Genomic DNA, 12,868 nt, shown 5'->3' with positions numbered 1-12,868 from the left:
CCTTGGCCTTCCAACTGCTGCTCAATCTGGCCATCGCTTTTGCATGGATGCTGCTTATGCGGGATTTGAGCGTATCCGGGTTTCTGGTAGGTCTGCTGATCGGCCTGCTGCTGATGACCCTGATGCGGCGATTTTTCCCGAAGCCTTTTTATCCGAGAAAAGTTTGGGCCTGTATCAAGTTGTTTGCCTTGCTGCTGAAAGAACTGGTCGTGTCTTCGTTCTCCGTGATCGGCCAGATTATCAAGCCCAAGCTTACGTTTACCCCGGGCATATTCGCTTATGAAACGGAATTGAATTCCGGCTGGGAAGTGACCCTGCTGTGCGGGCTGCTCAATCTGACGCCGGGCACGCTGCTGCTCGAAGTCAGTCCCGACGAGAAGACGCTGTATATTCACGCGATGCATATCCAGGAAGCGCACGGCGTGGAGAAGCATATCCGCGAAACGTTCGAAAAAGCGATCATGGAGGTGACCCGAAGCTGATGCAAACCGTACTGCTGCTCTCGATGGTTCTGTTGGCGCTTGCGATTGCGGGCTGCCTGTACCGGGTGCTCAAAGGCCCTTCGATCGCCGACCGGATCGCGGCGCTGGACACGATCGGGGTCAATGTAGCCGCCGAAGTCGCCGTCGCGGGTGCCTATACGCAGTCCACCGCCTATTTTGAACTGGTGCTGCTGATCGGCATTCTGGCTTTTCTCGGCACGGTGGCGCTCGCCCGTTATATGGAAAGGGGGAAGGTTCTCGATGCTCCAGACGATTCAACCGGTGATTGAATGGATCGCCGTGCTGCTGATCCTGTGCGGCGCGCTGCTCAGCGTATTGAGCGCTTTCGGTCTGATCCGGCTGCCCGATGTGTATCTGCGGTCGCACGCGGCCACCAAAAGCTCCACGCTGGGCGTTCTGTGCGTGCTGAGCGGCGTTTTTCTTTACTTTGCTTCCGTAATGCAGACAGCCAGTATGAACATTCTGCTCGGTATCGTTTTCTTTTTTATCACGGCGCCCCTTGCGGGGCATTTGAACGGCCGGGCGGCCTACCGAAGCGGCGTCCCGCTGTGGAACGGCAGTGTCCAGGACGAATTGGCCGATGCCGGACTGTCCGGTCCTCCCGTCTCTTTCGGAGCGGAAGAACGCAGGAACGACCGCGCCGAACCTCCGGGACCCGAAGAAGATTGATTTTCCACCGCCTCTTTTATTCGCAAACGGCAAAAAGCGCTTTTCGGCGCGAAACGTTCTTTCTCCGTTAAGAACGTTTCGTGATCGAAAAGCGCTTTTTTTGTCCAAAAAAAACGATTGCCGTAAAGTCGCGTCCGGCATCTCTATAGAGCGAGAGCGCTGCGGCTGGCGGACTATCCTGACGGCCGGACTGCCCGCCTTCAGGCGTACGGCCGCCGCTGTGCGATTAGAGAGATTCCACATAGTCCTTGGCGTCTTTGAGCGACATATTGTACATCTCGCGCGCCTCCTTGATCGCCTCGATCTTTCTTCCCCTGGCCACCAGATCGCGCAGCTTCTCTTCGCCTCCGGCTGCAGGACGGGAAGCGCGGGGCTCCGGATCCGCCATGCCCGAAGCCGGCGACCGGTGAAACCTCGGTCCCGCCGCGATCCGGTCGATTTCTTCCCGCAGCTGGCGCACATCGAAGCGCAGACGGATCACCATCAGCATCAGCGAAAATACGATAAGCGCCAAAACGGCGGTCGTGTAATTGAATTCCAACCACTCCGCCTCCTTCCCAGGGTAATATGCGGTTGAAAGAACCCGGGGCGCGCCGTTTATTTGGAAACGGGACGCGCCATTTTTTCGCTCAAGATTTCGTGGAAGCTTTTTTCTTTCTCGTCGTTTATGCTTTTTTGATGAGATACCGCAGGCTGCGGTCTGAAATAGTGGGAGTTGAAAGCCATCAGATTATGTACGCTCAAGTTCATCTTCTTCGTTCCCCTTCCTGCATTTGCCGATTATCGGTCGCTCGCTTCTTCATTAACGACTATATAACCCGGGCCACTCAAAAATAAACCGATTTTGAGCTTTTCAGGGACAAAGGTCCACGGTTTGCATGCAAAACGCAACTGAAGCCGCAGCTTCTGTGTCCCTGTGACTATACTGATGTAAACCTATCTTTTTTTGTAAAAAAAACTATATACAAGTGTTAAACAAGCCTATTGACTGTCTAAAATCAAAAAAAGCCCGGCCTATGGGATCAGTTTGTAAAAATACCCGCGGCGCGATCTTTTGAAACGTAAACTTCTGGTAAACATTCAAAGCAGCGTGTATAATCAGCATAGCCAATTCACACCGTGCGTTAGGTTAGAGAAAGGAATGGAAAACCGTTTATGAAATCAACCGAGAAATGGGGCGCCTTCGTACTGAGTGCCGCCGTGCTGCTCAGCGCCCCCGGTTATGCAAATGCTGCCGGAACCCAGGCGGGAAGCACTCTCCCCCGGCCAAGCTGGACGTCCGCTTCCGTCTACGACACCTCGTCCGCTTCCGCGCACGAGATCCGTTTCGTCAAATCGCGAGGGCTCGTGTATGTCCATACCGTACAGAACGTCAAAAAGAATTCGTCGAAGACTTCGTACGATTGGCATCTGGAGACCGTGACCGCCTTCGATGCTGCGACCGGAGCCCAGAAATGGTCCCGTACGTTCCATGAGAAAGCCGGCCCTTACACGATTGCAAGTTCGATTCTGTATGCCGGGGACGGAACCGTGTATTTTACCGGAACTTTCTCCGACAAGACCCAGCAGGTCTATGCGCTGAAACCGGACGGCAAGTCGGCATGGACCCGGTCCGTCGCTTACGGAAGCGACATCTATCTGCTCGGCGACGAAAGCCTGCTGGTCGCTTCCCGGCAGGGGCCGGACAAAGCGGGAGGGGTCAAAACTTCTCTCGTCCGTTTCGATGCCGCCGGAAAAACGCTCGCTTCCAAGAACCTTGCAGGCAGCGTCCTCGCCGCCGAAGGCGGACGGATCGTGATCGACGCAAGCCGCCTCGTCAAACACGGCACGGCTTGGGACCGTTCTCCGAGCCCTTCCATCGAAGTCTATACCCCGGAACTCAAGCGGGTATACGGCTACAAATTCCCGGCAAGCGTCAATCTGCTTGGAGACGGCGGCGGACCTTCGATCCTGGTGCAAAAAGACAATACGGTCATCTTCCGCGGATCGGTGGCCGGCACGGTCAACAAACTGTTTGCTTTGTCCCCGCAGGGCAGACTGCTCTGGGGACGGACCATTCCGGCCGATTCCGTTATCGCTTCGACCGGCAGCGGATACGTCACGTATTCGAAGCGCCAGCTGACCGCTTTCGATCTCGAAGGCAAACGGGCGGAATGTACGCTCAGCGACAAACCGGGTCAAATCGTGATCCTGGAGCATTCCGATGACGGAGAGCTGCAGATCGATATGGCCGACACGCTGTATGTGCTCGATCCGGACAAACTGGATATCCTGCAGGCCGTATCGAACCGCCCGCTGCATGCGGAATACGCGTTCTCCTACGCCGGCGGAATCCTCTATGCCGCCGAGAATGGATCGTTGGTCAAATATGCGTTGAACGGATCGGACGCGCCAACCGAATAACCCAGAATCAAGAAGACGGGTTCCTCGCTATAATGAGGAAACCCGTTTTTTTCGTGCTTTGTTCCAGTCTTCATCTATGAAAAAAAACCTGTAAACACATTGAAAAATAATTGTTGCTAAGCTGTTTCAAAAATAAAATTTGCAACTTATTATTCAAATGCTTGCTAGAAGGTTAAGTTGTAGTTGAGCAAACAAAAACATAAGCGGAGGCGATACAAAATGGGTATCATTTGGTCGTTAATTATTGGCGGCATCATCGGTTGGTTGGCCGGACTCATCGTGGGCAGAGATATTCCTGGCGGGATTATCGGGAACATTATCGCCGGATTCATCGGTGGTTGGCTCGGTGGAGTAATCCTGGGTAAACTTGGTCCGGAAATCGGCGGATTCTACATTATCCCGGCACTGATTGGCGCGATTGTACTCGTTGCGGTTGTCAGCCTGATCATGCGTTCGATGGGTCGTAGAAACCGGGCTTAAGTCCTTGGTTCGACTCCGAGTCGGGTACGTCCCCGTGATTTGTCTCGTTAGAAGATAAACGCATGCGTACCCATAAAAAAGAGCACATCCCGTTTACACGGACATGTGCTCTTTTTTTGTTGTTTTTTTATCGAATCGGCTGCTGCTCGCGGAAATGTTCAACCGCCTGCTTCACCGCACCGGTCAGTTCGCCCAGTCCGGCGATCGTCTCGGACAGCTGCTGCATGCTGGCCAGCTGTTCTTCGGCTGCGCCGCGAACGGTCGCGACTTCCTCCGAGGTGCTGGCGATCATCTCTTCGGCATGGCCGATCGTATCGCTCACCTGTTCGGTATGGGCCGCAATTTCTTCCACGGCAGCCGATACGTCCTGCATCTGCATATTGACCTCGTCGACCGCGGCCTGGATAAACTGGAACGAACGGCCGGCTTCCTCAAGCGAACCGATGCCCTGTTTCATATCATGGGCAACCTGCGAGGAAGTTCCGACGACTTCGCCCGTATCCTGCTGAATACTGGCATTGATCGTCGATACCCGCTTGGCCGACTCCGAAGACTGTTCGGCCAGCTTGCGCACTTCCGAGGCGATGACGGAAAAGCCTTGTCCGTACTCGCCCGCGCGCGCCGCTTCGATGGCGGCATTCAGCGCAAGCAGATGCGTCTGCGACGCGATCTCGGTAATGATACTGACAAAATATTCGATTTCGCCCGACTTCTCGTCGAGACGGTGGACCTGCTGAAGCAGCGCCTGGATCGAAACGTCGGTCTTGCGAACCTCACCCATCGCGTTCACCAGCTGTTTGTATCCCGTAGCGGCCTGCTCCGACGTAATCAGCGTCGCACTGGCTACTTCGTCCGTGCTTCCGGCAACCTGCTGTACGGCAGCGGACATCTCCCCCGCGGTGCGGGCGATTTCTTTCATTTTCTCCGTTTGTTCTTCCGAACGCGACGCCGCACTGCGGGCAGACTCGGCAATCAGATCGGATACGATCAGCCCGACTTCGGCACTCGATTTGACCTGTTCGACGTTCCGGTCGATATCCAGCAGATAGTTCTGCATCCGTTCCATCGCTTGATGCGAAGCATAACCCGGCTCGCCGGACGCCGGATCGGCAGAAGCGCCTTCCTGTCCATTGTCGGCCGGATCGGATGCTGCAAAATGCTTGTTAATCTCGGCCGCTCTGCGATCCGCTTCGCGCAGAAGCAGTATAAGGCCGGCCGCAAAGGCGCCGCCGCCGACAATCCCCGCCAGAATCAATCCGGGCACGAAGCTCCCCCAGCCTCGTCCGGGCATCATAAACAGAAAAGCAATAAGCATTTCCAATATGGCCGCGGTTCCTGCCCCGATAACCATCAGGCGTTTGTTCGTCTCTTTATTCATGGATTCTCCCACCCGTTGTTTGAAAGTCGGCACGACGATCCGTCCCGCTTCGAACGTCCACTCCCAAGAACGTCCGCCAAAAAAGCCCGGCATGCCGGGCCCGCTTTATGTATCGGAACAGCAGCGCCGCGTACGCCATACGTCCGTACGCGGCTGCCGGTTCCGATCAGCTGTTCAGGTAAGCTTCCGCATCTTCGAGTTTTTCGAACGAAACGACGATATCGCCGAACATGCGCTTCATTTGCATTTTCGATACGGCAGAGCCGGTATAGTACGCCCACTTGGTCAGCCCTTTTGCCATAGACTCTTCTCCCGTAGGAGCCAGAGCTACCGCCACTTCCTGCGTGAACAGTTTGCCTTTGCTGAGATCGGTCAGGCCGGTAAAGCCCGGTTTAACTTTTGTCATGATCGCGGTGTACTCTTTGCGGTATGCTTCCACTTCGTCCATCGTAATGCTTTCTACCGTACATACAACACGATTCTCGGCTGGGAAATACTCGATTTTAAACATGGAAACTCCCCCTCGATTCAATTATAAACCTTCTTATACAGTGTACTAAAAATTTTGTCGAATTCAAAGAAAAAAATTGCATATTTTCTTTAAAATTCATGTTTTCCATCAGGCTGGATATCCAAAAATCCCGTCTGTTTCGCATAGCCGATCATCCGTTCGACCAAGGTGTCGTCCATTGCTTTCCAAGTGAATCCAAGCCGCATCAAATAGGAAACGGTACGATCGGAAGCGATCTCGAAACGGGTCTGGATCTGCGCACTTTCAAGCCAGCCGTAGTGCAGCATGATCTTGTCGATCTCCGCCCGCGATTCGCCCGACGAGAATTTTTCGGCCAGAGCGTCGACAAATTCTGCAAATTCAAGAGTCTCTACCTGATAGCCGAGTCTTTCTTTTGTCAAAATGCGGTGCATGCTTTCCAGATTCGGATTAAGCAGATGGAAGATTTCATTCTGCAGGGCTTCCGGCTGCATCAACAGCAGGATCGCCCGGCTGACTCCGTCGACATAGGAAAAGTCCGTATCGGGTTCGAGTTCCGGCACCAGGCCAAGACGCGCGAAAGACTGCATCAGGGTATAAAAAGCGTTGTCTCCGATATTTTGCTGGAATCTTCCCGTCTCCGAATGGAACACGACGTTGCCGAGCCGGTAGATGCTGGTACGCAATCCCCGTTCCCGGGCTTCCACCACTTTCCGTTCGGCTTCGAATTTGGTCTTGGCATAATAATTCTCGTATTCCTGTCCAAGATCCAGATCGTATTCGCCGAAAAAGGCTTCTTCATGCTGCGGAATAATGCCGGTCGCTACGCCGAGCGTGGAGACATGGTGAAAATCTTTGCTCCGCTCCGCACTGCCGGCCAACTCCAGCAGCCGCTCCGTCGCTTCCACATTGTGGCGTCTGAAGTCTTCGTAGCTGCCGTAATGTTTGACCGTCGCGGCGGCATGCAAGATGACATCCGTTTCGCGTTCGAGTCTTGCGTAATGCTCTTCGTCAAGTCCCATCCGCTCTTCGGACAGATCTCCGGCCAAGACGTGCAGGCGCGGTTCCTCACCTGCCAGCCGGCCTTCGCCGAAGTAGAAATCAAGCTTGGACCGAACCCGGCGCAGCGCCTGGACATCATCGTCTCCCCGCACAATCGCATAGACGTTCCAATCGGTATGGGCCAGCAGATCGTGCAGCAGATGCGCGCCGACATATCCTGTCGCTCCGGTCAGCAGAACGCCGCGGTAAGGCCGGAGCTTGGTCACATCGACGGCAGCCGTATCGGCTTCGGCGCGGCTCCGATACGTTTGACGGGACTCGGCCAGCGTATCTTCGCCGATTCTGCGGCTGGCTTCTTTCAGTTCCGCCAACTTCTCGACGATACGGCCCGAAGCCGGCTTGACGACCGCGGCCAGTTCCGCCAGCGTCTGATGCTCGAATACGTCGTTGATACTGAGCTCGAACTGCTCCTGCAGACGGGCAACCATCACCGCCGCTTTGAGCGAATGACCGCCAAGCTCGAAGAAGTTGTCATGCAGGCCGACCCGCTGCGTACCCAGCACAGCCTGCCAGACTTCCGCAATCTTCCGTTCGGGGTCGGACTGCGGCGCCGCGTACGTCGCGGCCGCCGAGCCTTCACCCGGCTGCGGTTCGGGCAGAGCCCTCCGGTCGATCTTGCCGTTTGGCGTCAGCGGCAGGGCATCCAGCTGGACGAAATGCGAAGGAATCATATAATCCGGCAGACGCCCGGCCAGATGGTCGCGCAGCTCGCGCAGCGATGCCCTGACGGGAGAGGCGGTATAGGCGCAGAGCGACTTGACGCCCGAAGGATCTTCTTTCGCCAGCACGATCGTTTCCTTGACCAACGGATGCTCCAGCAGGGCCGCCTCGATCTCGCCCAGTTCGATCCGGAAGCCCCGGATCTTGACCTGGTGATCCAGCCGGCCCAGAAACTCCAGCTCCCCGGCTTCATTCCAGCGGGCCAGGTCTCCGGTCCGGTACATCCGGCTGCCGGCTTCGAACGGATCGGGCAAATAACGTTCTTCCGTCAGCTCCGGCTGATTGTAATAACCCCGGCCTACGCATTCGCCCGAGATGTACACTTCGCCCGCTGCGCCTCTCGGTTGAAGATGAAGCGCCTCGTTCAGCAGATAAACACGCGTATTGGCAATCGGTTTGCCAATCGGAGGCAGCTCGGGAATCGCGCCCGCGGGATCAAGCGTATGCGCGGTTGCGACATGCGTCTCCGAAGGGCCGTAATGATTGTGCAGGAAAATATGGTGGCGGCGCAGATGTTCGCGGAATTTTTCCGGTACCGTAAGCTGTTCGCCCGCCGTGACGATATGGCGGATACAGGTCGGGAAACGGTCTTCGTATTCTTTTTCGCTCAGGATAAATTTCAGGAACGACACCGGCATGAACAGGACGCCGATCTGCTGCTGTCCGATCAGATCAAGCAGCTGCCCCACTTCCCGCCGCATTTCGCTGCGGATCATGCACAGGGTTCCGCCCGCGATCAAGGTCGACCAGATTTCCTGCGAACAGACGTCGAAACTGAGCGTCGTGAACTGCAGGACCCGGCCCGTATAGTCGATGTTGGTGCTTGTATATTCGTAATGCAGCAGGTTCATCATGTTGCGATGCTCCAGCATGACGCCTTTTGGACGGCCCGTCGTTCCCGACGTATAAATGACATACAGCAGATCGGCTGCGGTGCTGCGCGCCGGAGGATTCTCCGTATGCGGCGAATAGACATCCGCTTCATCGAGATACAGGCTTTCCCCCGCGAAATGCAGCTTTCCGCCCAAATGACGCTGGGTGAGCAGCAGATCCGCTCCGCTGTTCTCCATCATATAAAGGATACGTTCTTCGGGATATTCCGGATCGATCGGCACATAAGCGCCGCCCGATTTGAGAATGCCGAGCAATCCGACGATCATCTCCAGCGAACGGTCCGTCATGAGTCCCACCAATTTATCGGCGGCAATGCCTTTTTCAATAAGCGTGTGCGCAAGACGATTGGCCCGTTCGTTCAATTCCGCGTAAGTCAGCGACGTTCCTTCGAACGTCAGCGCCGGATGGTCCGGCCGCTCGGCGGCGCGGCGCTCGAACGCCTGCTGGAGAGTCAGGGTCCGCTCGTAGGCGGACGCAGTATCGTTCAGACCCCATGCCAGATCCCGGATTTCTTCGGCGCCCAGCATCGGCATGGCATGCAGTCCGGTATGCTCGTTCGACGCAGCCGATTCCAGCAGCCGGATATAGTGATCCGCCATCATACGGATCGTACGCTCTTCGAACAGATCGGTGCAGTATTGGAAATCGATCCGGATCCCGTCTTCTTCTTCCGTTACATCCGCCATCAGATCGTATTTGGCAATCTGCGGCGCGTACCGTTCGGCGGTTGTACGGGCTTCCGCAAAATCCGGTGCCAGGCTTCCGGTATTCTGCATCACGAACATCGTATCGAACAGCGGACTGCGGCCGGCGATTCTCGGCACGTTAAGTTCGTTGACCAGCTCGCCCAGCTCATACTCCTGATGATCGAACGCGCCGAGCAGCTCGGCTTTGACTTCTCCCAAATAATCCGCAAAAGTCTTGGCCTTGTCCGGATACGTACGCAGCGGCAGCGTGTTGACGAACATGCCCATTACGCCGTGCAGCTCTTCGCGGCTCCGGTTGGCGACCGGCACGCCGACGATCACATCTTCCTGTCCGGCATAACGGCCGAGCAGGGTACCGTAGGCGGCCAGCATGACCATAAACAGCGTCGTTCCCGTACGGTCGGCCAAGCGTTTGAGATCCGACTGCAGGCCCGCTCCGATCTCTCCGTGCAGCGTCGCTCCGCGGAAGCTTTGTTTCTCGGGACGCGGTTGGTCCGCCGGAAGCTGAAGCATCGGCAGCTCTCCGCTTAGACGCCCGCGCCAGTAACCGAGCTGCGAATCGCGGATCGGAGCCGCGGCTTCGCGTTCATACCAGACGGAGAAGTCTTTGAACTGCACCGGCGGAGCGAGCTCTGCGGAATCGCTTTGGTAAAAGGCCGACCATTCTTCGAAGAAGACATGCATCGATACGCCGTCCACCGCGATATGGTGAAAATCAAGCATCATGAAATGCAGCTCTTCGCCGCAGGAGACCAGCTCCGCGCGCATCAGCGGCGCTTGGCCCAGATCGAACGGACGAACGAAAGCGTCCATCCGTTCCCGGATTTCTTCTTCGCGGCCCTGCCGCACCGCCAGGCGCAGCCCGGCCTCTTCATGTACACGCTGCATGATCCGCTCGCCCAACAGTTCAAAAGAAGTGCGCAGCGCCTCGTGTCTGTCCAGCATCCGAAGCAGCGAACGTTCCAGGCGTCCGGCATCGACCGGTCCTTCGATCCGCAGCAGGGCAGGCGCATTGTAAGCCGTGCCGGCGCCTTCCATCTGTTCGATCAGGAACAATCGGGCCTGCGCCGGATACGCCGGGTAGCGCCCGGTCGGCGCTGTCGGCGCGGTCGTGATCGAGAGTTCCCGCGCGGGAGCTCCGCCCGCGGTACGCTTGGCAATTTCTTCGGCCTGGGAGCGGATGGTCGTATATTCGAACAGCTCGCGAATCGACAGCTTCGCCCCGAAGCGGCGCTCGATCCGGGCGCGCAGAATCGCAGCCTGCAGCGAGTGGCCGCCCACATCGAAGAAGCGGTCAAGAACGCCGAACCGGTCATGCGCGAGAACGCCGCTCCACAGCGTGTGCAGCTGTTCTTCCGTTTCGCCCAGCGGCATTTCCCGGATCGTCTCTTCCATAGACTCCGGCTGCGGCAGCGCACGGCGATCGATCTTGCCGTTGGCATTGACCGGCAGCTTCTCCATCGCGACGAAGCGGGCCGGCACCATGTAGTCGGGCAGGGTGCGCGCAAGCGAAGCGCTCCATTCGGCAGGTCCGCCGCTGCCTGACTCGACGTAGGCGCACAGATACGCATCGCCGGCCGCGTCCTGCAGAGGAACGACGATGCAGGTTCTCACGCCTTCGCATTCCAGAATCCGCTGCTCGATTTCGCCGATTTCGATCCGGAATCCGCGGATTTTGACCTGATGGTCGAGCCTGCCGAGGAACTCGATCGTACCGTCGCGCTTCCAGCGGGCCAGATCGCCTGTCCGGTACATGCGGGCGCCTTCCCGGTAAGGATGGGAAACGAATTTTTCGTTCGTCAATTCCGGACGGTTCAGATACCCGCGCGCCAATCCGTCTCCGGCCACGCACAGTTCGCCGGCGACGCCGATCGGCTGCAGATGGCCGTAATCGTCGAGAATCAGAATCTGCGAGCCCCGGATCGGCTTGCCGATCGGAATATTCGCTTCCATCTCGGTCACCAGATGGGAAGTGGTCACGATCGTATTCTCGGTAGGGCCGTAACAGTTGTGCAGCTCATAGGGGCGGGGGCGGAAAGTCTTGAGCTTGTCGCCGCCCGTCAGCAGCACACGCAGCGAATAGTTGTCGTATTCCATAAACTGCTCGCACAGCTGGGTCGGCAGGAACGCGACGGTGATGCCTTTTTCATTGAAATGATCGTTGAGACCGGCAGGGTCGAGTCTGAGGTCTTCCGGAATCATATGGATGGACGCTCCCTGCAGCAGGTAAGGGAAAATCTCCCATACCGAAGCGTCGAACCCGAATCCGGCATATTTGACGGTCCGGTCTTCCGGCGTAATGCGGAAATGATCGATATGCCACTGTGCCAGATTGATCAGCGAACGATGTTCGACCACTACCCCTTTGGGTGTGCCGGTCGAGCCCGAAGTATAGATGACGTAAGCGGGCGCGTCGGCGGAACCGGAGTTCAGATCGGCTTCCGCCGCTTCCCATTCCCGGGCGTTGTCGACATGCAGCGTAAGACCGGCGTAGTCTTCCGGCGCCCGAAGCCGCGGAGTCAACAGCAGCAGCCCCGCCCCGCTGTCTTCGAGCATGAACCGGATCCGCTCCGCCGGATACTCGGGATCGATCGGCAGATACGCCGCTCCGGTCTTCAGCACGGCCAGCACGGATACGATCATTTCGATCGACGGACGGGCCATGATGCCCGCGAGACCTCCGTCCCCGAGTCCCGACCGGCGCAGTTCGGCCGCGAGGGCATTCGAGCGGCTCTCCAATTCTCCGTAACTGAGCGAGCCGTCTTCGCAGACGACGGCTTCGCGGGACGGGAACAAAGCCGCCTGCTTGGAGATCATCCGGTGGATCGGACCGGATACTTCGAATTCTCCCGCCGCCCCGCTCCACAGATTCAGCAGGATCTGCCGCTCCTGCTCGCCGAGCAAATCGCTTTCGCCGATCCGGGCATCCGGAGACTGCTCCATACGCACGACGAGTCCGTGAAGGTGAATCAGCATCTCTCGGACGAAGCTTTCACTGAAGACGTCTTCGCGGAATGCCGCACGGACGCGCAGACGGTCCGTACCTGTGAAAACGATAAACAGATCGCAGCCGGCAGATTCAAGCGCTTGGACGGCCTGGACGTCCGGGCCGAATCCGATCCCCGTGTTATAAGGGCGCTCGGCAAGACCCGAAGCATACCAGTTCGCAAAGACCGCAGCTTCCTGGGCAAACTCGTTCGATTCGCGCAGAAGGGCGGCCGCCGTTTCCGTACGCATGCGGAAGGTATCTTCCCGGCCGCCTCGAAACAGCAGCGGAGTCATCCCTTCCCGGGAAGAACGTTGAACCGCGAAAGCCAATTCTTCGGCGCGCAAATAGCGCTGCAGCAGAACCGACCAGGCCGCACACGCGTCTCCTTGGCGAAACAGGGGGTCGACCGCCAGAAACTCGCGTTCGACGACCCCGATTCCCGCCGCGGCGGGCGGTGTCTCTCCTGTCAGCAGCGTCTTTTCTTCCACGGCCTCCAACTGCTTCAACCAATACGTTTCGATATCCGAAATTCGCTTCAACTCTGCCTTCATCGCTCTCTTTTTTCCCCTTCCG

10 protein-coding genes are annotated in these 12,868 nt (G+C 57.2%); 5 read left to right on the top strand and 5 right to left on the bottom strand.

What is annotated here, in order from left to right:
* Window positions 1–2 precede the first annotated feature (2 nt).
* Genes HOP44_RS14930 through mnhG form a run of 3 tightly spaced genes read left to right on the top strand, consistent with a single transcriptional unit; the run spans window position 3 to window position 1,172 of the window.
* Window positions 3–482, top strand: a complete 480-nt coding sequence (locus HOP44_RS14930) for a Na+/H+ antiporter subunit E (protein ID WP_172254665.1) — start codon at window positions 3–5, stop codon at window positions 480–482.
* The gene (locus HOP44_RS14925) at window positions 482–772 is read left to right on the top strand and encodes a Na(+)/H(+) antiporter subunit F1 (RefSeq protein WP_172254664.1); all 291 of its coding nucleotides are present in this window, start codon (window positions 482–484) and stop codon (window positions 770–772) included. The genes HOP44_RS14930 and HOP44_RS14925 overlap by 1 nt, the downstream gene beginning before the upstream one ends.
* Entirely contained in the window at window positions 744–1,172 is a 429-nt protein-coding gene (gene mnhG, locus HOP44_RS14920; protein WP_172254663.1) for a monovalent cation/H(+) antiporter subunit G, read from the top strand. Before HOP44_RS14925 ends, mnhG begins: the two co-directional genes overlap by 29 nt.
* Before the next feature lie 226 nt (window positions 1,173–1,398).
* Here the strand turns inward: mnhG and HOP44_RS14915 are convergent, their stop codons facing one another.
* The gene (locus tag HOP44_RS14915; RefSeq protein WP_172254662.1) at window positions 1,399–1,713 is read right to left on the bottom strand and encodes a ribosomal L7/L12 family protein; all 315 of its coding nucleotides are present in this window, start codon (window positions 1,711–1,713) and stop codon (window positions 1,399–1,401) included.
* Between the two features lie 56 nt (window positions 1,714–1,769).
* A complete protein-coding gene (locus HOP44_RS14910) occupies window positions 1,770–1,922 on the bottom strand; it encodes a hypothetical protein (RefSeq protein ID WP_172254661.1) in 153 nt (50 codons plus the stop codon).
* A 405-nt stretch (window positions 1,923–2,327) separates the two neighbouring features.
* Between HOP44_RS14910 and HOP44_RS14905 the strand changes: the two genes are divergently transcribed.
* Together HOP44_RS14905 and HOP44_RS14900 are read left to right on the top strand one after the other, a co-directional pair.
* Window positions 2,328–3,575, top strand: coding sequence for an outer membrane protein assembly factor BamB family protein (locus HOP44_RS14905; RefSeq protein ID WP_172254660.1), 1,248 nt, complete (start codon window positions 2,328–2,330; stop codon window positions 3,573–3,575).
* Between the two features lie 219 nt (window positions 3,576–3,794).
* Window positions 3,795–4,055 (top strand): GlsB/YeaQ/YmgE family stress response membrane protein, encoded by a 261-nt coding sequence (locus HOP44_RS14900; protein WP_172195234.1) that lies wholly within the window; start codon window positions 3,795–3,797, stop codon window positions 4,053–4,055.
* Window positions 4,056–4,182: 127 nt separating this feature from the next.
* On the opposite strand, the gene HOP44_RS14895 is transcribed toward HOP44_RS14900, so the two are convergent.
* The 3 genes from HOP44_RS14895 to HOP44_RS14885 all read right to left on the bottom strand — a co-directional run bounded on the left by HOP44_RS14895 (window position 4,183) and on the right by HOP44_RS14885 (window position 12,846).
* Window positions 4,183–5,526 (bottom strand): methyl-accepting chemotaxis protein, encoded by a 1,344-nt coding sequence (locus HOP44_RS14895; protein WP_172254659.1) that lies wholly within the window; start codon window positions 5,524–5,526, stop codon window positions 4,183–4,185.
* Window positions 5,527–5,599: 73 nt separating this feature from the next.
* Entirely contained in the window at window positions 5,600–5,944 is a 345-nt protein-coding gene (locus tag HOP44_RS14890; RefSeq protein ID WP_172254658.1) for a hypothetical protein, read from the bottom strand.
* Window positions 5,945–6,033: 89 nt separating this feature from the next.
* Complete coding sequence (locus HOP44_RS14885; protein WP_172254657.1) at window positions 6,034–12,846, bottom strand: non-ribosomal peptide synthetase; 6,813 nt, start codon at window positions 12,844–12,846, stop codon at window positions 6,034–6,036.
* Window positions 12,847–12,868: the final 22 nt, after the last annotated feature.

It is taken from the genome of Saccharibacillus deserti, assembly GCF_013618475.1.
Classification (GTDB): Bacteria; Bacillota; Bacilli; order Paenibacillales; family Paenibacillaceae; genus Saccharibacillus; species Saccharibacillus deserti.
The sequence above is the reverse complement of the archived record's forward strand: the minus strand, read 5'-3'. Positions and strand labels throughout refer to the sequence as shown.